Here is an 18893-nt window from a genome sequence, read left to right on the forward strand (position 1 = left end):
AGCAACTCAACCTCATAAGAGAAGGTGAGTACCACACTGAGCGCCGAACGCTTCCAGTTGGCTAGGGCTGCGTATTCTACGCATTTCCCGTTTCGCGTCAAGGAGTATTTTTCAACTTCTTGCTGCGCTTGAATTAAGTGCTTAAAAGCTAATCAATTCAACCTAATTCGTCAGCTGGCTTTCGCTGTCTGCCGTGTCAGTGGATGCGCATTATAGGCAGTGAAACTTTTTGTGCAAGGGCTTTTTAAATGAAAAAAGATCGCATGGCGATCTTTTAAACGATGGCGATTATTTTACATGCAAAGTGCCCATTAATTGGGCTTTTTGCTGCCTTTATCGATAAAACCTTGGATTAGCGAGACGGCTTTTACGTCATCCCAATCAACATAGGATCGAACAAAGGCAATTAATTGACCCTGTTGATCAAGAATAAAGGTCGCAGGAATCGTGTCGAGCGGAAAAACGTTCCCAAGACTTTGTGGTTGATCGTAGTAAGAGTTGAAATTCGCCATACCCAATGAACTTAAGAACGGCTGAACCTGCTGCTTACCTTCGGCATCAATAGAGATAGGCAGCACGACAAAATCTTCAGTCTTGAACTTAGTTGCTAACCTTTCGATTGCAGGCAACTCTCTGACACATGGCGGACACCAAGTCGCCCACATGTTAACCATAATGATCTTGCCTTTAAATTGGCTGAAGTCGATAGCTTTACCATCGACATCATTAAAGGCAACAGGCTCAATAGGAAAAGTCTTTGGCAGTACATTGATCAAATCAACCGTTGATTCCATCGGTTTAGCCGTTTGCTGCATACCAGGGTACGCATGCGCGACCCCAGCAACAAATACCGAAAGAATGGATGACAACATGAATGCCGTTATGACTTTATGCTTCATTTTGTATTGCGCTTTAGCAAGGTATCTAACTCGCGCTGATCTTCTGCGCTAATTTCGTTCGGCACATTACCGCCAATACGTTGCTTACGAATGAAGATGAATCCAATCACTAGACCCAGAAGTAATAAACCAATAGGACCTAACCAGAGAATGTAGGTCTTGGTTTCCATCTTAGGTTTATAGAGAACAAACTCACCGTAACGACTGGTCATAAACTCGATGATCTCATCATCCCCTTTTCCTTCGTCAACCATCTTGAATACCTCAAGACGCAGATCTCGAGCAACGGGTGAATTGGAGTCGATCAAATTTTGGTTTTGACACTGTGGACAACGTAGTTCATGGGCCAAAGACAAACCGCGCTTTTGATTTTCAGGTGACTTGAATTCGTAAGTATCAACTGGTGTTGCCATGACGGCGGTCGTCATGCTGAACATCAGCACTAGACCACCTATGATTTTTATCAGCGTTCTCATGCTGCGCCATCCTTCGCTGCTTCAGCTTGTAATTGTTGGATCATAGGGTAAAGGGTTTCACTCCATACGCGTTGGTCTATTGGACCTGCATAACGGAAACGGATAATACCGTTGTGATCAACAATAAAACTCTCTGGAGCACCATAAACGCCAAGATCTAATCCTAAACGCCCATCTTTATCATAAATATTAACGTTGTAGGGATCGCCCTGACGTTTTAACTCTTCTAACGCAGGAACACGCTCATCACGATAGTTGATCCCGTAAATTGGCAAAAGATTTTTACGTTTTAGCATCACTAAGAAAGGATGCTCATATTTACAAGATGGACACCACGTCGCCCATACGTTAAGTAATGATACCTTACCTTTTAATTGCTCATTCGTTATTATCTCAGCCGGTGTTTCTAGGCGTTCCAGTTGGAAAGCCGGAATAGGCTTCCCTTCCAGTGCTGAATCCAATTGCTGCGGATTCAGAAATAACCCTTTATATAGAAACACCCCCATGGCGAGAAATATGACCAATGGGATAAACAGAACCAACTTCTTCATACATTCCCCAATTATTGAGCCGTTGCCAATTTTGCCTTTTCGGCCAAAGGCGCGACGGCTGCAGTGACTTTCGCACGGTAACGTTTATCCGATGCAGCGAAGAATCCACCTATCATCATGAAAATTGCCCCAAACCATAACCAACGCACGAACGGCTTATAGTTTAAACGAACCGCAAATTCAGTGCTGGTAATAGGGTCACCCATAGTTACGTACAAGTCACGGAATAGACCCCAGTCAATACCGGCTTCTGTCATATCCATAGTTCGCACATTATATTGACGACGATCGGGTTTTAGTAATGTCAGTAGCTCATCGCCCTTGTAGATCTCTATCTGTCCCTGCTGTGCAGTGTAGTTAGGACCCACTACGTTTTTGGTCTCGAGATACTTAAAAGTATAACCGGCGAGTTCTTGGCTTACACCAGGTCCCATACGAACACTTTTCTCAATCGAGTAATTTGACACCATAGTGGCACCAATCACAGAAACGGCAATACCGAGATGCGCGAAGATCATACCAAGCTGGCTACGGCCCATGCGGCTGATGCTGATATCACCTTCTTTCGACTTGACCATGTTATAGGCCGCTCTTGCGGTAGCCAGAATAATCCAAGCCGCGGCTGCAATACCAAAGGTAACCCAAATATTGAATACACCATCGACGATAAAAGGCGTCACAATACCGATAGCAGCAGCAATCATTGCTGGGATCAATAGCTGACGCTTAAGCTCGCCCGCTTTCGATTTTTTCCAGCGAATAATTGGACCAATACCCATAAAGCCAAATAGCACTAATACGATAGGCACGAACACCGCATTAAAGTATGGAGGTCCAACAGAGATTTTACCCATGCCAAGCGCGTCGATGAGCAATGGATATAATGTACCCAATAGTACCGTACCTGCGGCAACCGTCAGTAGCACGTTACATACTAAGAGCATAGTTTCTTTAGACTTGAGCTCGAAACGGGCAGGACTACTCATTTCACTGGCACGTAAAGCAAACAGTGTTAATGAACCGCCAACAGCTAAACCAAGTAACAACAGGATGAACATACCGCGGCTTGGATCGGCTGCAAATGAATGCACTGAGGTTAATACACCTGAGCGAACAATAAAGGTACCAAGCAAACTTAAAGAGAAAGCAAAAATAGACAGTAATACAGTCCAGTTACGGAAGGCGCCGCGTTTCTCAGTCACAATCAAAGAGTGAACAAGCGCAGTACCCACTAACCAAGGCATAAAAGAGGCGTTCTCAACAGGATCCCAGAACCACCAACCGCCCCAGCCTAATTCATAATAAGCCCACCAAGATCCTAGTGCGATACCGCCCGTAAGGAAGGTCCAAGCAGCCAATGTCCATGGACGAGTCCAACGAGCCCAAGCAGAATCGAGACGGCCGCTCATCAGCGCAGCAATCGCAAATGCAAAGCTTACAGAGAAGCCCACATAACCCAAGTACAACATAGGAGGATGGAAGATTAATCCCACGTCCTGCAGCATTGGATTTAAGTCACGACCTTCGGCAGGGATCGGGAATAAACGTTCAAATGGGCTAGATGTGAGTAGCATAAACAAACTAAAGCCAATCACAATAAGAGCCAATACTGCCAGCACACGGGCAGTAAACACTTCTTCTAAACCTTTGCTAAACAAGGCAACCGCAGCTGCCCAAGTTGATAAAGCAAACACCCAAAATAACAGTGACCCTTCATGACCGCCCCATACGGCCGAGATCTTAAAGAAGATAGGTAACTGAGAATTTGAATGATGTGCCACATAGGCGACCGAGAAATCATCGACGGCAAAACTATAAGCCAGCACGACAACAGATAAGGTAATAAAAAAGAACATTCCGTACGTTAATGGCCAAGCGTACCTAACAAGGTATTGGTCTTTTCTGGCAACACCTATTAGGGGGACGCTGATTAATAAGAAGGCAAAAGCCACCCCTATTATCAACGCAAAGTGTCCAAGTTCTGGGATCATGGGTTTTCCTCAGTCTTCAATAATATGTTGATTTAGAAAGACTCTATCTCAACGCACAACATGCTATTCACGCAAATGCACGAAATTTTGCTCATTTTAGTATTTGCTATTGTTCCTGTCTGCCTCTTTCGTACAAAACTGGGTTACTTGTCTCATTCTCAATTTTAGAGGTCGATGAAAGTCACGGAAGAGGCTCAGTTCTGCATGTGACCGACAAATGACACTTAAGTTTCATACAAAATTTACAAGAAGAATCAATTTGTGAACCAGTGCCCAACTATAAGCTTTCAGCACTGGGATTACCTTATATTACTGTTCAATGAACAATCTTTACGTATAATCTTGCTTCCAAGCCTAGCGGTTACTCCGCTTTCTGCAAACTAAAGTGAATATAGAAACAATGACGACATTTTGGATTTTTATTGCGCTTGTTATGTTAGTCGGCCTGATGCTGATTTGGATCCCGCACTTCAGACAGCAAAAATTGCTGAAAACGGAAGAAGCTGGAGTTCGTAAACAAACGAACCTTGAATTGTTCAATGAGCGCTTAGGCGTTCTTGAAAAAGAATTAAGTGAAGAGCTACTCGATCAAGCCGAATTTGATGCATTGAAGAAAGAACTGGAAATCAGTCTACTCCAAGACATCAAACAAGCGAACGACGATTCACTGGTCAACCAAATAAAGCCAAAGACGATTCTGTGGCCGTCGATCATGTCAGTTTGTTTGATTGTTATCTCAGGCTATCTCTATCAACACTTAGGCGCCTTCGAGAATATTGATAGTGCTCAACAACCTGCAAATCCACATGCGGGAATGGATACGGCTCAAATCATGATGCAACGCGTGCAGATGATGGAAGCTCAAGTTAAAGCCGAGCCAGAAAACAGCCAACTGTGGTTCAGCTTAGGTCATGCTTATGTATCGGCAAACCAATACGATAAAGCGATTGCGGCTTTCGATAAAGTAATCGAATTAGTCGGAAAGCATGCAGAATTGCTCGGTCCAAAAGCAACGGCGATGTATTACAAAGCGGGTCAACAAATGACACCGCAAATCCAAGCTCTTATCAATGAGTCTTTAGCAATGGATGCACAAGATCCTTCAACGCTACTGCTCGTGGGTATGGATGCTTTCTTTACTGCTGACTACAAGAAAGCCATCACCTCTTGGCAAACGATTTTAGATAGCGGTCGTGCCGACGTTGATCGTGCTGCTCTTATGAATGCAATCGAAACCGCTAACTTACGCATGCAGTCGGAAACCGCTGGCATGCCAAATGATGATGCACATAAGCAAGTCAAAGCGAGTGCTAAATCGGTCAATGTCACTATATCTATCTCTGCAGAACTTGCGGCTAAAGCCAGTCCAGAAGACACCATTTTCATCTTTGCCCGTGCAACTGAAGGACCTAAAGTCCCATTAGCTGCAACCAAAGTCAGTGCTAAGTCTTTCCCGATTACAGTGACATTAGATGACAGCAGCGGTATGGGTGGTGATGTGAAGTTAAGCGATGCAGCCAATGTGGAAGTGATTGCTGTGCTGTCTAAACAAGGTAATATCAAACCGCAAACGGGTGATATTCAAGGCAAGATCAGTAAAGTCGCCGTAGGCGATACAGCGAACCTAGTACTTGATACTCAAGTGCAATAAATCGCGTTAATTGCAGATATAAAAAAACCGGCTTTCGCCGGTTTTTTTATATCTGAAAAATTACTTAGCTGTAGACATAAATTTGATAGCAGCTTTGTAATCATCATCAGTACAATCAGTACACATACCACCTGGTGGCATAGCATTCAGACCGGTTTTCACACTCTTCACTAGAGCGTCAACACCCTTAGCTAAGCGTGGTTCCCATTCTGCAGCGTTGTGCACTTTTGGAGCACCAGCAACACCCATGCTGTGGCATACGGTACATGCCTTATTATAAATAGCCTCAGCATCTTGAGCTGAAGCGTTAACTGACATAGTCAAAGCAGCGACAGCAGTCATTGCTAACAGTTTTTTCATGTTCAATGTTCCTAATGCAAATACGTACAAAGCTCGGCGCCGCCCTTACTTAGGCAGACTCATTATAGCCGACTAAGATTACTACAAACTTCAAGAAATCTCATCTTTTTGTGATTAGAATCTCAACACAAAATGAATCAGGCGACAAGGATGACAAATTCGTTAATATATTAGCAAGTCGTAAAAAAGTTCGATAAATATTGCGGTTATTGGAACCACATCATATTGCTGACATCTAGTGCAAACCAAGAGTAAACCCCCAATAACGTTTGTGTTAGAATGACTTGTGTTTCCTTCCGGCTTGAGATAGAGGGTTCAGTGACAAATATAACTAAAGAAACCACATTAGTGTCAGCCAGCAAGCTGACCTGTATCCGCGAAGAACGTATCCTTTTTGATGAGTTAAGTTTTGATATAAATGCCGGTGACATTGTTCAGATTGAAGGCCCTAACGGCGCAGGAAAGACCAGTTTATTACGCATATTGGCGGGCCTTTCTCGCCCCTATGCCGGACAAACTTTTTACATTAATGAAGACATAAACCGTTGCCGCGATGAATACAATGAAGACCTCTTGTATTTAGGCCATTTAGCTGGCGTGAAATGCGAGCTGACTGCCGAAGAAAACCTTAATTTCAATTTAAGAATCAGTGGTTATGATGACTTTGATACGTCAGCCATTTTAGCCAAAGTCAATTTAACGGGCTTTGAAGAAGCTCTCGCGGGGCATTTATCCGCAGGCCAGCATCGCAGAACAGCGCTATCAAGATTGTGGCATAGCAACTGTAAAATTTGGATCCTTGACGAACCTTTTACTGCAATCGATAAAAAAGGTGTCGAAGAACTGGAGCAGTTATTTATTCAGCATGCGGATAATGGTGGCTGTGTGATCCTCACAACTCACCAAGATATGGGCATTATCACAGATGATAGGCTTCGTAAAATTCGTCTAGATTATCGCTTCATATAAGGTCAGGCTCAATGAAAAGAGGCATCAGTTTTACCCAAGCATTTTTCACCTTGCTGCAGCGAGATCTTAAAATTGCTATTCGCCACCGCGGCGACATTTTTAACCCACTGCTATTTTTTATTATGGTCGTTACCTTGTTTCCGCTGGGAATTGGACCAGAGCCGCAAATGTTAGCACGTGTGGCACCGGGGATAATTTGGGTCGCCGCATTATTAGCATCAATGTTGTCACTTGAAAGGCTTTTCAAAGCCGACTTTAGTGATGGTAGCTTAGAGCAAATGCTATTAAGCCCACAGCCATTAGCCATTCTCGTATTAGCTAAAGTGTTAGCCCACTGGATTTTAACTGGTGTGCCACTGATTATTATCGCACCACTGTTAGCGGTATTACTCAATCTAGACGGCAACAGCTACGGTGCGTTAATTTCAACGCTTGCGCTAGGCACGCCAGTATTGTCGCTGTTAGGTGCTATTGGTGTGGCATTAACCGTCGGTCTAAGGAAAGGCGGCGTGTTACTCAGTTTACTTATTTTGCCCCTATATATCCCAGTACTCATTTTTGCAACGAGTGCCATAGACGCGGCAGGAATGAATTTACCCTATGATGGTCAGCTCGCTATAATAGGCGCTATGCTGGTCGGATCGTTAACCTTAGCACCTTTTGCAATTGGTGCATCTCTGCGAGTGAGTACTAACTAAAATGTGGAAATGGTTACACCCTTACGCGGATCCTGAACGCGCATATAAATTATCAGGAACGTTATTTCCATGGTTTGCGATCTTAGCCGGTCTATTGATTGCTGTTGGCACTACATGGGGACTCGTCTTCGCGCCGACGGATTACCAGCAGGGTGATAGCTACCGTATTATCTTTATCCATGTTCCTGCCGCGTCTATGTCAATGGCGGCTTATATGGGTATGGCAACAGCGGCCTTTATCGGTCTAGTTTGGCAGATAAAACTTGCCGACTGGGCTGCAGCATCTATTGCTCCCATTGGTGCAGTGATCACCTTTATCGCACTCTTTACCGGAGCAGCATGGGGTAAACCTATGTGGGGTGCTTGGTGGGTATGGGATGCACGCTTAACTTCTGAGCTGGTATTACTATTCCTATATCTAGGTGTGATCTCGCTCTATGCCTCATTTGAGGATAAAGTGCTCGCAGCTCGTGCAGCAGGGATCTTAGCGATCGTCGGTGTGATCAATATTCCTATCATCAAATACTCCGTTGAATGGTGGAGCTCATTACATCAGCCGTCGACAATACGCATTACCGAGAAATCGACAATGTCGACGGAAATGCTCTATCCACTGTTAATTAACATACTGGGCTTCGGTCTTATGATTGGCGCCATCACTATTGTTCGTTTTAGAGCAGAAATTTTAGCAAGAAATGGCATGCGCCCTTGGGTCCGTGAACTAGCTAAAGCGGAGGAGGTCAAATGATGCAATTCGATTCAATCAGTGATTTTTTTAATATGGGCGGCTATGCATTCTATGTATGGCTATCCTACGGAGTGACCTTCTTCTGCCTCTCTACGCTCATCATTACCAGCGCACGCCAAAAGCGTAAGGTGTTAATTGATATCGCGAAGAAGATGGATAGAGAAGAACGCCTAAAAGAAACTAGGAGTACTAAATCGTGAACCCAAGACGCAAAAAAAGACTGACATTAGCTGTAGCATTAATCGGTGGCGTTGCTGCGATTACTTCGCTTTTGCTCTATGCGCTGAACTCCAACTTGAACTTATTCTATACTCCGTCTGAAATTGTCCACGGCAAGACAGACACTGGCGTAAAACCTGAAATTGGCCAACGTATTCGTGTCGGCGGAATGGTGACGGTAGGTTCTATGGTGCGAGATCCCAAAAGCTTGCATGTCGAATTTGCAGTACATGACTCCCTCGGCGGTGAAGTACTGGTCACTTATGACGACCTATTGCCCGATCTTTTCCGTGAAGGACAAGGCATTGTTGCTCAGGGTGTACTGGGCGCTGATGGCAAACTAGAAGCAACTGAAGTACTGGCCAAGCATGATGAAAACTACATGCCACCAGAAGTCGCTGAAGCCATGGGCCAAAAGCACGAAAAGTTAGATTATAGCCAGCAAAAGGCACCTGATACTAAGTAGGTTATTGATGGATCAGCAATAGCGTACAAACTAAGCCTCCTAGCTTAATAACTAGTGAGGCTTTTTTATTATCTCAATATGCACAATTAAAGGTGGACTATACTCTAGGCAGCGCCAATACCTAAGATTGCATATGATTCAAATGAGACAACTAAACTCTAGTTTGCAACACATTCTAAGCTTCCTAATTATCTGCTTGATAGGCCTCTCTCAGGAAGCTAATGCTGCTAAGGTTGTTGTTATCGAAAGCTACCATCATAGCTATCAATGGGACCAAGAATACTATCAAGCGATTTATGACACGCTCAGCCCTCACCACGATGTTAGTTATTTCGAGATGGATACCAAACGCTTACCCCAAGCGCAATTTGCTGAACGGGCTGACTTAGCATGGAAATATATTCAACAACAAGCACCTCAATTGGTTATTCTCGCCGATGATAATGCGGTTAATCTCTTACACCAGCGCCTAAATGACAGCCTAATCCCAGTAGTCTATTTAGGGGTGAACATGAATCCTAGAGAATATCATCTCAATGAACACAAACGCTTCACAGGCGTCATTGAGAGACCACTACTACGACGTTCTCTACTGCTCATTCAACGTTTACTACCGCAGACTGTACATAGAAAAATCTTAGTTCTATTCGACCAAGGAGTCACCTCTGACTCTGCGGCTGAATACATCAGTAAACAACACTCAAGCATGTTAGGCGATATCGAAGTTAATTTGGTGCAATTGTCACAGCTAACGGATTGGCAGCGGAATGTATTGACCGCGAAGGAACAAGGTTATAACGCTATAGTCGTGGCGCTATATCACACAGTTAGAGACGCAGATAATCGCTCAGTGGATGCAGATCAGCTCCTAAAATGGATATCTGAACATACTCCGGTACCGAATTTTGGGTTTTGGGGATTTAGTGTCTCTGCTGAAGGCAATATTGGTGGCTATGTTCTCGATGGCTATCATCATGGCAAGATTGCAGCGAATATGGCGACAAAAATACTCGGCGGCGAGAAACCCGAAAATATTTTCCCAGTAACAGATGATCTTGGAAAATACATGTTTAGCCAGAAAGGCTTAGCTAAATGGAATATCGTCCTCCCAAAAGAAATCGAGAAAACTACACTTTGGGTAAAATAGTAAAAAAGGCATAAAAAAGCCGGGCTAATGCCCGGCTTTTTAAAAGTGTAACCTTAATTACTCAGCAGCTTCAACATCAACAGCTTGAGCAGCTTCTGGGCGACCAACTAGCTCGATGTAAGCCATAGGGGCTTTATCACCAGCACGTAAACCGCACTTAAGGATACGGGTATAGCCACCAGGACGTTCCTGGTAACGTGGACCCAACTCAGTAAATAACTTACCAACGACTTCAGCGTCGCGAGTACGTGCAAACGCTAAACGACGGTTTGCAACGCTGTCACTCTTAGCAAGTGTTATCAGAGGCTCAACTACGCGACGCAGTTCTTTCGCTTTAGCCACAGTTGTCTTGATGATCTCATGACGAACTAGTGAACCGGCCATGTTGCGAAACATGGCTTGGCGATGACTGCTGTTACGGTTTAGTTGACGACCACTCTTACGATGGCGCATGACCTAATCCTTATAACCTAAATCTGTACAAACCTGAGACTTATAGGTCGTCTGCTAAACTAGCTGGAGGCCAGTTTTCCAAACGCATACCTAACGACAGTCCGCGAGAAGCTAAAACATCCTTAATTTCAGTAAGAGATTTCTTACCTAAGTTCGGGGTTTTCAGCAACTCAACTTCAGTGCGCTGTACCAGATCTCCGATGTAATGAATCGCTTCGGCTTTCAAGCAGTTAGCCGAACGTACAGTTAGCTCTAAATCGTCGACAGGACGCAGCAGAATCGGATCGAATTCCGGTTTCTCTTCTTTCAGCTCTGGCTCAGTCACGTCACGTAACTCTACAAACGCATCTAGCTGTTCAGCCAGAATAGTTGCAGAACGACGGATAGCTTCCTCAGGATCGATAGTACCGTTTGTGGTCATATCAATAACGAGTTTATCTAAGTCAGTACGCTGTTCTACACGTGCTGCTTCTACATTGTAGGCAATACGTGCAACTGGCGAGAAAGAAGCATCAACCAGCAAGCGGCCGATTGGGCGATCATCGTCTTCGGTCTGTGCACGAGCAGATGCTGGTACATAACCACGACCACGCTCAACGCGAATACGCATGCTGATATCATTGTTACCTGTCAGATGACAGATAATATGATCAGGATTCACGATAGTGACATCACCATCATGCGTGATATCTGCTGCGATGACAGGGCCTGCGCCGGACTTGCTCAACGTAAGCATAGCCTCGTCTTTACCCTCGATGGTCACTGCTAACCCTTTCAGGTTTAACAAGATCTCAAGGATATCTTCTTGAACGCCTTCCTTACTGCTGTATTCGTGCAGTACACCGTCAATCTCGACTTCGGTAACCGCGCAGCCGGGCATAGACGACAATAGGATGCGACGCAACGCGTTACCTAAAGTGTGGCCGAAACCACGCTCAAGTGGTTCCAATGTAACCTTGGCACGTGTTGAGTTAACCTGCTCGATATCAACGAGACGCGGTTTAAGAAATTCTGTAACAGAACCCTGCATTGTGTCCTCTCTTGTTTGTTAGCCTTACTTAGAGTAAAGCTCGACGATCAGCTGTTCGTTAATTTCCGCAGACAAATCGCTACGTTCTGGAACGCGCTTGAAAGCACCTTCCATTTTCGCGTTGTCGACTTCAACCCATGTAGGCTTCTCGCGTTGAGCTGCCACTTCTAAAGCCGCTTTAATACGAGCTTGAGTACGTGACTTCTCGCGGATGCTCACAACATCATTCGCAGACACTTTGAATGATGGAATGTTAACAACACGACCGTTAACCATAATAGATTTATGGCTTACTAGCTGACGTGATTCTGCACGAGTTGCACCGAAGCCCATACGATAAACAACGTTATCAAGACGGGTTTCTAAAAGCTGAAGCAGGTTTTCACCTGTGTTGCCTTTAGTACGTGCAGCATCTTTGTAATAGTTACGGAATTGTTTTTCTAACACACCGTAAATACGACGAACTTTTTGTTTTTCGCGTAACTGAGTACCGTACTCTGACAAACGTGGCTTACGAGCGCCATGTTGTCCAGGTGCAGTTTCCAGTTTACACTTTGAATCGATTGCTCTCACACCGCTTTTTAAGAAAAGGTCTGTACCTTCTCGGCGGCTGAGCTTGAGCTTGGGACCCAAGTATCTTGCCATGATCTTTCTCCAACTATCCTAATGAAACGGCGTTATACACGACGCTTTTTAGGAGGACGACAACCATTATGAGGGATCGGCGTCACATCGGTAATGTTGGTAATTTTATAACCAACAGCGTTCAGCGCACGAATGGCTGACTCACGACCTGGACCTGGACCCTTCACAAACACTTCAAGGTTTTTTAAACCGTAGTCTTGAGCAGCAGCACCTGCACGCTCAGCAGCCACCTGTGCAGCAAATGGAGTAGATTTACGTGAACCACGGAAACCTGAACCACCTGAAGTAGCCCATGACAACGCATTACCTTGACGATCTGTAATGGTGACAATAGTGTTGTTGAAAGAAGCATGGATATGAGCCATGCCATCTGCAACCTGTTTACGTACGCGCTTACGCGGAGAACGTGACGGAACTTTAGCCATTGCTTTACCTTCCCGTTACTTTCTAATAGGTTTACGTGGACCTTTACGCGTACGCGCATTGGTCTTAGTACGTTGCCCACGGAGAGGCAGGCTACGGCGATGGCGGAGACCACGATAACAACCAAGATCCATAAGACGCTTGATGTTCATTGAAATCTCACGACGTAAGTCACCTTCTACTAGGTATTTGGCGACTTCTTCGCGTAGTGTGTCTATTTGAGCTTCGCTCAATTCCTTGATCTTAGCAGTTTCAGCGATTGCTGTAGCCGCGCAGATTGCTCTAGCGCGAGTACGGCCGATGCCGAAAATTGCAGTCAATGCGATGACTGTATGCTTTTGATCAGGAATGTTAATGCCAGCGATACGGGCCACTATGCACTCCTTAAAGTTAAAGGCCAACTGCGAAAAGCCCGAAAGGATACTCGACAGTCGACAGATTTGCAAACAAAATTTTGTTCAGCCCAATTCATGGGCTGAACAAATTACTTTTTAGCCTTGACGCTGTTTGTGTTTTGGTTCAACACAGATAACGCGTACAACGCCACTACGCTTGACGATCTTGCAGTTACGGCAGATCTTCTTCACGGAAGCTCGAACTTTCATTTCATCACTCCGTAAAGCTACTTAGCGACCAAAGCGATCTAAATTCGCTTTGTTAACTAGGTTAGCTTTCTTCATCACAGACTCATACTGATGAGACATCATATGCGTCTGAACCTGAGCCATGAAGTCCATGATTACGACTACCATAATTAGTAGTGAAGTACCGCCGAAATAGAACTGTACTTTCCACGCAATTAACATGAACTCCGGAATTAAGCAGATAAAGGTTATGTATAACGCGCCTGCCAATGTCAAACGGGTCATAACTTTATCAATGTAACGCGAAGTCTGTTCTCCAGGACGGATCCCAGGGATGAATGCACCACTCTTCTTCAAGTTATCTGCTGTTTCACGTGGGTTAAACACCAACGCAGTATAGAAGAAACAGAAAAAGATAATCGCTGTTGCATATAATAATGAGTAAAGCGGTTGTCCAGGTGACACAGCCAGTGAAAAATCACTCAACCATGACATGGACTCATTTTGACCGAACCACTGAGCCAGTGTTCCAGGAAACAAAATGATGCTTGACGCAAAAATTGGCGGAATAACACCTGCCATGTTTATTTTCAGCGGTAGATGGGTACTTTGCGCAGCGAACACCTTACGGCCTTGCTGGCGCTTAGCATAGTTAACGACGATACGACGCTGACCACGTTCCACAAACACTACAAAATAAGTCACTGCAAACACAATTACCGCGAGCAACAACAATACTAACACATTCAAGTCACCTTGACGCGCCTGCTCAGCCGTTTGGCCGATAGCGGAAGGTAATCCAGCAACAATACCTGCGAAAATCAAAATCGAGATACCATTACCTATACCACGTTCGGTAATTTGCTCACCTAGCCACATAAGGAACATAGTTCCTGTCACTAAGCTCACAACCGCAACAAAGTAGAATCCAAATCCAATGTTGACCACAAGGCCTGGCACTAAGTTTGGTAACCCGGTTGCAATACCGACCGACTGGAATGTACCCAGCACTAAGGTACCCCATCTGGTATATTGACTGATTTTCTTACGTCCTGATTCGCCTTCCTTTTTCAATTCAGCGAGTGCAGGATGTACGACAGTCAACAGTTGCATGATAATCGATGCCGAAATGTACGGCATAATACCTAATGCAAAGATAGAGGCACGCTCAAGGGCACCACCCGAGAACATGTTAAACATGCCAAGGATGGTTCCACTTTGCTGAGCAAACAGCTCTGCTAATACAGCTGCGTCAATACCAGGAATTGGCACAAACGAACCGGCTCTAAAGACGATAATCGCACCAATCACGAACAGGAGGCGAGCTTTCAATTCTGAAAGTCCACCTTTCGCGCTTTTTAAATCAAGTCCTGGTTTTGCCATCGACGTATTATTCCTCGATCTTACCGCCGGCAGCTTCAATAGCTGCACGTGCACCTTTGGTTACCTTCAGACCTTTAACAGTCACAGGGCGCTCAATGGTACCTGAAAGAACAATTTTCGCAAACTGGATGTTGCGAGTTATTACGTTCGCATCTTTCAGAGCGTTTAAGTCGATAACATCACCGTTAACTTTTGCCAGTTCGAGTACACGAACTTCAGCTGTTACCATAGCGCGACGCGAGGTAAAACCAAATTTAGGTAAACGGATTTTCAGTGGCATTTGACCACCTTCGAATCCTGGGCGTACACCGCCACCAGAGCGAGACTTTTGGCCTTTATGACCACGACCCGCTGTTTTACCTAGACCTGAGCCCATACCACGGCCTACACGCTTTGGTGCATGCTTAGAGCCTGCAGCTGGAGATAGAGTATTTAAACGCATCTATTAATCCTCCACCTTAACCATGTAGTAGACCTTGTTGATCATACCGCGAACAGAAGGAGTATCTTCTAATTCAACAGTGTGACCAATGCGACGCAAACCAAGACCCGTTAGGGTTGCACGGTGCTTCGGTAAACGACCGATACCGCTTTTAGTTTGAGTAACTTTTACAGTTTTAGTTGCCATGGTGCATTACCCCCGAATTTCGTCAACATTCAGGCCACGCTTAGCTGCGATTTGCGAAGGTGACTTCATGTGCACCAATGCATCGACAGTCGCGCGAACGATGTTGATCGGGTTAGTAGAACCGTATGCTTTTGACAGAACGTTATGCACGCCTGCTACTTCCAATACGGCACGCATTGCGCCACCGGCAATAATACCAGTACCTTGTGATGCAGGTTGCATGTACACAAGAGAACCAGTATGACGACCTTTAACTGGGTGATGCAGAGTACCTGCATTCAACTCAACGGTCACAATGTTACGACGAGCTTTTTCCATCGCTTTTTGAATCGCGGCTGGAACTTCACGTGCTTTGCCATAGCCATAGCCAATCTTACCGTTACCGTCACCCACTACTGTCAGTGCTGTGAAGCTAAAGATACGACCGCCCTTAACTACTTTAGAAACACGATTAACTGCAATTAATTTCTCTTGCAGATCGTCTTTTTGCTGAGCTTCTAATTTAGCCATTTTATAACCCCTTAGAACTTCAGGCCAGCTTCACGAGCTGCATCTGCTAAAGCAGCTACACGACCGTGATACTTGAAACCAGAACGATCGAACGCAACTGAAGTTACGCCTTTTTCGATCGCGCGCTCAGCAACAAATTTACCTACTGCTTTCGCTGCGTCTACGTTACCGGTACTCTTCAGTAGCTCTTTAACCGCTTTTTCTACGGTTGAAGCAGCTGCCAACACCTGAGCTTCAGGATTGATCACCTGAGCATAAATGTGACGCGGTGTACGATGTACAACCAGACGGTTCACGCCCAGCTCTTGGATCTTCTTACGAGCGCGAGTAGCGCGACGTAAGCGAGATGTTTTCTTATCCATATCGCGTTACCTACTTCTTCTTAGCCTCTTTACGGCGTACTACTTCGTCGTCATAGCGAACACCTTTGCCTTTGTATGGCTCTGGTGGACGGTATCCGCGAATCTCAGCAGCGACTTGGCCAATTAACTGTTTATCAACGCCACGTAGGACGATGTCAGTTTGGCTAGGGCACTCTGCAGTAACGCCTGCGGGCAGTTTGTGTACTAACGGATGAGAGAAACCTAAAGTAAGGTCGATATCAGCACCGACGAGTTTCGCACGGTAACCAACGCCAACTAACTTTAACTTACGCTCAAAACCTTGAGATACACCAACAACCATGTTGTTTACTAATGCACGAGTTGTACCAGCCTGTGCCCAAGCGTTAACAACGCCTTCAACAGGGAGGAACTTAACTACGCCGGCTTCAATAACAACATTGACCGCATTGTTGATCACTCGAGTCAGACTACCTTTTCCGCCTTTGACGGTAAGGGTCTGTTCGTTCAAGGTCACCTCTACGCCAGCTGGAATAGATACTGGTGCTTTTGCTACACGAGACATTCCTAGCTCCTTAAGCTACGTAGCAGATAACCTCGCCACCCATGCCTGCAAGGCGGGCGGCACGATCAGTCATCAAGCCTTTAGAAGTGGACACAATTGCGACACCCAGACCGCCCATCACCTTTGGAAGTTCGTTTTTACCTTTGTAAATACGAAGACCAGGGCGACTTACACGCTGGATAGTCTCAACGACTGGTTGGCCTTGGAAATACTTTAAAGTAACTTCCAGTTCAGGCTTGGCTTCATCTGCTACGGCGTAATCAGCAATATAACCTTCATCTTTAAGTAGTTTCGCAATTGCGACTTTCAACTTAGCTGAAGGCATCTTCACTGATACGTGGTTAGCAGCTTGGCCGTTACGAATACGGGTTAACATATCCGCAATAGGATCTTGCATGCTCATATTAGCTTACTCCGTGACAAGTGCTTACCAGCTGGCCTTACGCAGGCCAGGAACTTCACCACGCATGGTTGCTTCACGTAATTTGATACGGCTTAAGCCGAATTTACGTAAGAAGCCATGAGGGCGACCAGTTTGATTACAACGATTGCGTTGACGCGCAGCGCTGGAATCACGTGGTAGAGCTTGCAGCTTAAGAACCGCATCCCAACGATCTTCGTCAGAAGAAGCTGGACTTGCAATGATAGTCTTAAGAGCCGCACGCTTTTCAGCGTACTTGGCCACGAGCTGTGCACGTTTAGCTTCACGTGCTTTCATTGATGTTTTTGCCATTACGCTACCCTTATTTCTTGAATGGGAAGTTAAAAGCGTCTAACAAAGCACGACCTTCTTCATCATTCTTCGCAGTAGTAGTGATAACAATATCCATACCACGAATCTTATCGATTTTATCGTAATCGATTTCTGGGAAGATGATCTGCTCACGCACGCCCATTGCGTAGTTACCACGGCCGTCAAACGCTTTAGCGCTTAAGCCACGGAAGTCACGAATACGTGGGATTGCGATATCGACTAAACGCTCTAAGAATTCCCACATACGCTCACCGCGTAGGGTCACTTTACAGCCAATAGGGTAGCCTTCACGGATTTTAAAACCAGCAACTGACTTACGAGCTACAGTCACAACTGGCTTTTGACCAGCGATTGCAGTCATATCACGGACAGCATGGTCCATGATTTTCTTGTCTGCAACAGCTTCGCCAACACCCATGTTCAGGGTGATTTTCTCAATCCGAGGGACTTGCATGACACTGGTATAACCGAACTTTTTAGCAAGTTCAGCGACAACAGTCTCTTGGTATTTATCATGCAGTTTCGCCATCGTTTACTCCAATTACTTAACGAGTTCACTGTTCGATTTGAAGAAACGAACTTTTTTGCCGTCTTCAAAGCGGAAACCAACGCGATCAGCTTTGCCAGTGGCAGAGTTGAAAATCGCTACATTTGATGCTTGTATCGGTGCTTCTTTCTCAACAATACCGCCAGCTACGCCCAATTGTGGGTTTGGCTTTTGGTGTTTTTTGACAAGATTGATGCCTTCAACAATCAATTTACCAGTAGGAAGGACTTGAGAAACTTTTGCACGTTTACCCTTGTCTTTACCTGCTAATACAATCACTTCGTCTTCACGACGTATTTTAGCTGCCATTTTGAAGCTCCTTACAGTACTTCTGGTGCCAGCGAGACAATTTTCATAAATTGCTCATTACGCAATTCACGTGTCACTGGTCCAAAGATACGAGTACCAATCGGCTGCAGGTTGTTGTTCAAAAGAACAGCTGCATTCCGATCGAAGCGAATGACAGAACCGTCTGGACGACGTACGCCTTTCTTAGTACGGACTACCACCGCGTTATACACATCGCCTTTCTTCGCTTTAGCGCGAGGAATCGCTTCTTTAACAGAAACTTTGATGATGTCGCCGATACCGGCATAACGACGATGAGAGCCACCCAAGACCTTAATACACTGAACTCTGCGTGCGCCGCTGTTACAAGCAACGTCAAGAGTCGATTGCATTTGGATCATTTTAAGTGCTCCGCTATCGTTACTACACAATTCCCACTATGGGACAATAAAAACACTCATTTTTGCTATTAATTTAGTCAAAAATGGCGCGCAAATATAACACCATAAAAGTGGAATGTATAGTATTAAAAAACAAACGGCCCCACATTCTGGAGCCGTTTACCTA

The 18893-nt window shown here is 45.1% G+C and carries 29 protein-coding genes; 7 read left to right on the forward strand and 22 right to left on the reverse strand.

Annotation, left to right across the window (positions count from 1 at the left end):
• Positions 1-311: 311 nt before the first annotated feature.
• From KO533_RS21055 to KO533_RS21070, 4 genes are read right to left on the reverse strand one after another with little or no spacing between them, the layout of a single operon-like run.
• A complete protein-coding gene (locus KO533_RS21055; protein ID WP_113941593.1) occupies positions 312-899 on the reverse strand; it encodes a TlpA disulfide reductase family protein in 588 nt (195 codons plus the stop codon).
• Complete coding sequence (gene nrfF / locus KO533_RS21060; protein WP_105251045.1) at positions 896-1375, reverse strand: heme lyase NrfEFG subunit NrfF; 480 nt, start codon at positions 1373-1375, stop codon at positions 896-898. Before nrfF ends, KO533_RS21055 begins: the two co-directional genes overlap by 4 nt.
• Entirely contained in the window at positions 1372-1926 is a 555-nt protein-coding gene (locus tag KO533_RS21065; protein ID WP_105251044.1) for a DsbE family thiol:disulfide interchange protein, read from the reverse strand. The genes nrfF and KO533_RS21065 overlap by 4 nt, the downstream gene beginning before the upstream one ends.
• An 11-nt stretch (positions 1927-1937) precedes the next feature.
• Positions 1938-3917: a heme lyase CcmF/NrfE family subunit gene (locus KO533_RS21070; protein ID WP_105251043.1), complete on the reverse strand. Its 1980-nt coding sequence runs from the start codon at positions 3915-3917 to the stop codon at positions 1938-1940.
• A gap of 400 nt (positions 3918-4317) precedes the next feature.
• Between KO533_RS21070 and ccmI the strand changes: the two genes are divergently transcribed.
• Complete coding sequence (gene ccmI / locus KO533_RS21075; protein ID WP_173248542.1) at positions 4318-5568, forward strand: c-type cytochrome biogenesis protein CcmI; 1251 nt, start codon at positions 4318-4320, stop codon at positions 5566-5568.
• Between the two features lie 60 nt (positions 5569-5628).
• Here ccmI and KO533_RS21080 read toward each other — a convergent pair whose 3' ends face one another.
• Positions 5629-5928, reverse strand: coding sequence for a c-type cytochrome (locus tag KO533_RS21080; RefSeq protein WP_105251041.1), 300 nt, complete (start codon positions 5926-5928; stop codon positions 5629-5631).
• A gap of 318 nt (positions 5929-6246) precedes the next feature.
• Between KO533_RS21080 and ccmA the strand changes: the two genes are divergently transcribed.
• From ccmA to KO533_RS21110, 6 genes are all read left to right on the forward strand, one after another.
• The gene (gene ccmA, locus KO533_RS21085; RefSeq protein ID WP_105251040.1) at positions 6247-6897 is read left to right on the forward strand and encodes a cytochrome c biogenesis heme-transporting ATPase CcmA; all 651 of its coding nucleotides are present in this window, start codon (positions 6247-6249) and stop codon (positions 6895-6897) included.
• A gap of 11 nt (positions 6898-6908) precedes the next feature.
• Positions 6909-7595 (forward strand): heme exporter protein CcmB, encoded by a 687-nt coding sequence (gene ccmB / locus KO533_RS21090; RefSeq protein WP_006079706.1) that lies wholly within the window; start codon positions 6909-6911, stop codon positions 7593-7595.
• A gap of 1 nt (position 7596) precedes the next feature.
• On the forward strand, positions 7597-8343 hold the full coding sequence (locus KO533_RS21095; protein ID WP_105251039.1) for a heme ABC transporter permease: 747 nt from the start codon (positions 7597-7599) through the stop codon (positions 8341-8343).
• Positions 8343-8543 carry a heme exporter protein CcmD gene (gene ccmD / locus KO533_RS21100; RefSeq protein WP_105253042.1) on the forward strand — a complete coding sequence of 67 codons (201 nt, stop codon included), beginning with the start codon at positions 8343-8345 and terminating at the stop codon, positions 8541-8543. The genes KO533_RS21095 and ccmD overlap by 1 nt, the downstream gene beginning before the upstream one ends.
• The gene (ccmE, locus tag KO533_RS21105; RefSeq protein ID WP_105251038.1) at positions 8540-9028 is read left to right on the forward strand and encodes a cytochrome c maturation protein CcmE; all 489 of its coding nucleotides are present in this window, start codon (positions 8540-8542) and stop codon (positions 9026-9028) included. The genes ccmD and ccmE overlap by 4 nt, the downstream gene beginning before the upstream one ends.
• 142 nt (positions 9029-9170) lie before the next feature.
• Complete coding sequence (locus KO533_RS21110) at positions 9171-10175, forward strand: ABC transporter substrate binding protein (protein WP_251073512.1); 1005 nt, start codon at positions 9171-9173, stop codon at positions 10173-10175.
• A gap of 57 nt (positions 10176-10232) precedes the next feature.
• Here KO533_RS21110 and rplQ read toward each other — a convergent pair whose 3' ends face one another.
• The 17 genes from rplQ to rplN form a co-directional block, all read right to left on the reverse strand.
• Positions 10233-10628, reverse strand: coding sequence for a 50S ribosomal protein L17 (gene rplQ / locus KO533_RS21115; protein WP_006083573.1), 396 nt, complete (start codon positions 10626-10628; stop codon positions 10233-10235).
• 40 nt (positions 10629-10668) lie between these two features.
• The gene (gene rpoA / locus KO533_RS21120) at positions 10669-11658 is read right to left on the reverse strand and encodes a DNA-directed RNA polymerase subunit alpha (RefSeq protein ID WP_006083574.1); all 990 of its coding nucleotides are present in this window, start codon (positions 11656-11658) and stop codon (positions 10669-10671) included.
• A 24-nt stretch (positions 11659-11682) separates the two neighbouring features.
• Positions 11683-12303 carry a 30S ribosomal protein S4 gene (gene rpsD, locus KO533_RS21125; RefSeq protein ID WP_006083575.1) on the reverse strand — a complete coding sequence of 207 codons (621 nt, stop codon included), beginning with the start codon at positions 12301-12303 and terminating at the stop codon, positions 11683-11685.
• Between the two features lie 32 nt (positions 12304-12335).
• Positions 12336-12728, reverse strand: a complete 393-nt coding sequence (gene rpsK / locus KO533_RS21130; protein WP_006083577.1) for a 30S ribosomal protein S11 — start codon at positions 12726-12728, stop codon at positions 12336-12338.
• 15 nt (positions 12729-12743) lie between these two features.
• Positions 12744-13100: a 30S ribosomal protein S13 gene (rpsM, locus tag KO533_RS21135; RefSeq protein WP_011787581.1), complete on the reverse strand. Its 357-nt coding sequence runs from the start codon at positions 13098-13100 to the stop codon at positions 12744-12746.
• 117 nt (positions 13101-13217) lie between these two features.
• Positions 13218-13331, reverse strand: a complete 114-nt coding sequence (gene rpmJ / locus KO533_RS21140) for a 50S ribosomal protein L36 (RefSeq protein ID WP_006083579.1) — start codon at positions 13329-13331, stop codon at positions 13218-13220.
• A 21-nt stretch (positions 13332-13352) separates the two neighbouring features.
• Complete coding sequence (gene secY / locus KO533_RS21145; RefSeq protein WP_007644459.1) at positions 13353-14693, reverse strand: preprotein translocase subunit SecY; 1341 nt, start codon at positions 14691-14693, stop codon at positions 13353-13355.
• A 7-nt stretch (positions 14694-14700) separates the two neighbouring features.
• Positions 14701-15135 (reverse strand): 50S ribosomal protein L15, encoded by a 435-nt coding sequence (gene rplO / locus KO533_RS21150; RefSeq protein WP_006083581.1) that lies wholly within the window; start codon positions 15133-15135, stop codon positions 14701-14703.
• Positions 15136-15138: 3 nt separating this feature from the next.
• Entirely contained in the window at positions 15139-15321 is a 183-nt protein-coding gene (gene rpmD / locus KO533_RS21155) for a 50S ribosomal protein L30 (RefSeq protein WP_006083582.1), read from the reverse strand.
• A 6-nt stretch (positions 15322-15327) separates the two neighbouring features.
• Positions 15328-15831, reverse strand: a complete 504-nt coding sequence (gene rpsE / locus KO533_RS21160) for a 30S ribosomal protein S5 (protein WP_006083583.1) — start codon at positions 15829-15831, stop codon at positions 15328-15330.
• Between the two features lie 11 nt (positions 15832-15842).
• Positions 15843-16193 carry a 50S ribosomal protein L18 gene (gene rplR, locus KO533_RS21165; RefSeq protein WP_006083584.1) on the reverse strand — a complete coding sequence of 117 codons (351 nt, stop codon included), beginning with the start codon at positions 16191-16193 and terminating at the stop codon, positions 15843-15845.
• Between the two features lie 10 nt (positions 16194-16203).
• Positions 16204-16737 carry a 50S ribosomal protein L6 gene (gene rplF / locus KO533_RS21170; protein ID WP_105251036.1) on the reverse strand — a complete coding sequence of 178 codons (534 nt, stop codon included), beginning with the start codon at positions 16735-16737 and terminating at the stop codon, positions 16204-16206.
• A gap of 10 nt (positions 16738-16747) precedes the next feature.
• Entirely contained in the window at positions 16748-17140 is a 393-nt protein-coding gene (rpsH, locus tag KO533_RS21175; protein WP_006083586.1) for a 30S ribosomal protein S8, read from the reverse strand.
• Between the two features lie 24 nt (positions 17141-17164).
• Positions 17165-17470 carry a 30S ribosomal protein S14 gene (gene rpsN, locus KO533_RS21180; RefSeq protein WP_006083587.1) on the reverse strand — a complete coding sequence of 102 codons (306 nt, stop codon included), beginning with the start codon at positions 17468-17470 and terminating at the stop codon, positions 17165-17167.
• Between the two features lie 10 nt (positions 17471-17480).
• Positions 17481-18020: a 50S ribosomal protein L5 gene (gene rplE, locus KO533_RS21185; protein WP_006083588.1), complete on the reverse strand. Its 540-nt coding sequence runs from the start codon at positions 18018-18020 to the stop codon at positions 17481-17483.
• Positions 18021-18032: 12 nt separating this feature from the next.
• Positions 18033-18347: a 50S ribosomal protein L24 gene (gene rplX, locus KO533_RS21190; protein WP_006083589.1), complete on the reverse strand. Its 315-nt coding sequence runs from the start codon at positions 18345-18347 to the stop codon at positions 18033-18035.
• An 11-nt stretch (positions 18348-18358) separates the two neighbouring features.
• Positions 18359-18727 carry a 50S ribosomal protein L14 gene (gene rplN, locus KO533_RS21195; protein WP_006083590.1) on the reverse strand — a complete coding sequence of 123 codons (369 nt, stop codon included), beginning with the start codon at positions 18725-18727 and terminating at the stop codon, positions 18359-18361.
• Positions 18728-18893 lie beyond the last annotated feature (166 nt).

Origin of the sequence: Shewanella sp. NKUCC05_KAH (assembly GCF_019345585.1) — a bacterium.
Lineage (GTDB): Bacteria > Pseudomonadota > Gammaproteobacteria > Enterobacterales > Shewanellaceae > Shewanella > Shewanella oncorhynchi.

What these genes read in the sequence shown, in the direction of transcription:
- rplR (WP_006083584.1), bottom strand. Translation starts at nt 16,193, where the DNA reads ATGGATAAGAAAACATCTCGCTTACGTCGCGCTACTCGCGCTCGTAAG.
- rplF (WP_105251036.1), bottom strand. Translation starts at nt 16,737, where the DNA reads ATGTCTCGTGTAGCAAAAGCACCAGTATCTATTCCAGCTGGCGTAGAG.
- KO533_RS21080 (WP_105251041.1), bottom strand. Translation starts at nt 5,928, where the DNA reads ATGAAAAAACTGTTAGCAATGACTGCTGTCGCTGCTTTGACTATGTCA.
- rplE (WP_006083588.1), bottom strand. Translation starts at nt 18,020, where the DNA reads ATGGCGAAACTGCATGATAAATACCAAGAGACTGTTGTCGCTGAACTT.
- rplQ (WP_006083573.1), bottom strand. Translation starts at nt 10,628, where the DNA reads ATGCGCCATCGTAAGAGTGGTCGTCAACTAAACCGTAACAGCAGTCAT.
- KO533_RS21095 (WP_105251039.1), top strand. Translation starts at nt 7,597, where the DNA reads ATGTGGAAATGGTTACACCCTTACGCGGATCCTGAACGCGCATATAAA.
- KO533_RS21065 (WP_105251044.1), bottom strand. Translation starts at nt 1,926, where the DNA reads ATGAAGAAGTTGGTTCTGTTTATCCCATTGGTCATATTTCTCGCCATG.
- rpsE (WP_006083583.1), bottom strand. Translation starts at nt 15,831, where the DNA reads ATGGCTAAATTAGAAGCTCAGCAAAAAGACGATCTGCAAGAGAAATTA.
- KO533_RS21070 (WP_105251043.1), bottom strand. Translation starts at nt 3,917, where the DNA reads ATGATCCCAGAACTTGGACACTTTGCGTTGATAATAGGGGTGGCTTTT.
- rplN (WP_006083590.1), bottom strand. Translation starts at nt 18,727, where the DNA reads ATGATCCAAATGCAATCGACTCTTGACGTTGCTTGTAACAGCGGCGCA.
- rpmJ (WP_006083579.1), bottom strand. Translation starts at nt 13,331, where the DNA reads ATGAAAGTTCGAGCTTCCGTGAAGAAGATCTGCCGTAACTGCAAGATC.
- rpsH (WP_006083586.1), bottom strand. Translation starts at nt 17,140, where the DNA reads ATGAGCATGCAAGATCCTATTGCGGATATGTTAACCCGTATTCGTAAC.
- rpsN (WP_006083587.1), bottom strand. Translation starts at nt 17,470, where the DNA reads ATGGCAAAAACATCAATGAAAGCACGTGAAGCTAAACGTGCACAGCTC.
- ccmD (WP_105253042.1), top strand. Translation starts at nt 8,343, where the DNA reads ATGCAATTCGATTCAATCAGTGATTTTTTTAATATGGGCGGCTATGCA.
- KO533_RS21055 (WP_113941593.1), bottom strand. Translation starts at nt 899, where the DNA reads ATGAAGCATAAAGTCATAACGGCATTCATGTTGTCATCCATTCTTTCG.
- secY (WP_007644459.1), bottom strand. Translation starts at nt 14,693, where the DNA reads ATGGCAAAACCAGGACTTGATTTAAAAAGCGCGAAAGGTGGACTTTCA.
- nrfF (WP_105251045.1), bottom strand. Translation starts at nt 1,375, where the DNA reads ATGAGAACGCTGATAAAAATCATAGGTGGTCTAGTGCTGATGTTCAGC.
- rpsK (WP_006083577.1), bottom strand. Translation starts at nt 12,728, where the DNA reads ATGGCTAAAGTTCCGTCACGTTCTCCGCGTAAGCGCGTACGTAAACAG.
- rplO (WP_006083581.1), bottom strand. Translation starts at nt 15,135, where the DNA reads ATGCGTTTAAATACTCTATCTCCAGCTGCAGGCTCTAAGCATGCACCA.
- rpoA (WP_006083574.1), bottom strand. Translation starts at nt 11,658, where the DNA reads ATGCAGGGTTCTGTTACAGAATTTCTTAAACCGCGTCTCGTTGATATC.
- KO533_RS21110 (WP_251073512.1), top strand. Translation starts at nt 9,171, where the DNA reads ATGAGACAACTAAACTCTAGTTTGCAACACATTCTAAGCTTCCTAATT.
- rpmD (WP_006083582.1), bottom strand. Translation starts at nt 15,321, where the DNA reads ATGGCAACTAAAACTGTAAAAGTTACTCAAACTAAAAGCGGTATCGGT.
- rpsD (WP_006083575.1), bottom strand. Translation starts at nt 12,303, where the DNA reads ATGGCAAGATACTTGGGTCCCAAGCTCAAGCTCAGCCGCCGAGAAGGT.
- rplX (WP_006083589.1), bottom strand. Translation starts at nt 18,347, where the DNA reads ATGGCAGCTAAAATACGTCGTGAAGACGAAGTGATTGTATTAGCAGGT.
- ccmI (WP_173248542.1), top strand. Translation starts at nt 4,318, where the DNA reads ATGACGACATTTTGGATTTTTATTGCGCTTGTTATGTTAGTCGGCCTG.
- ccmB (WP_006079706.1), top strand. Translation starts at nt 6,909, where the DNA reads ATGAAAAGAGGCATCAGTTTTACCCAAGCATTTTTCACCTTGCTGCAG.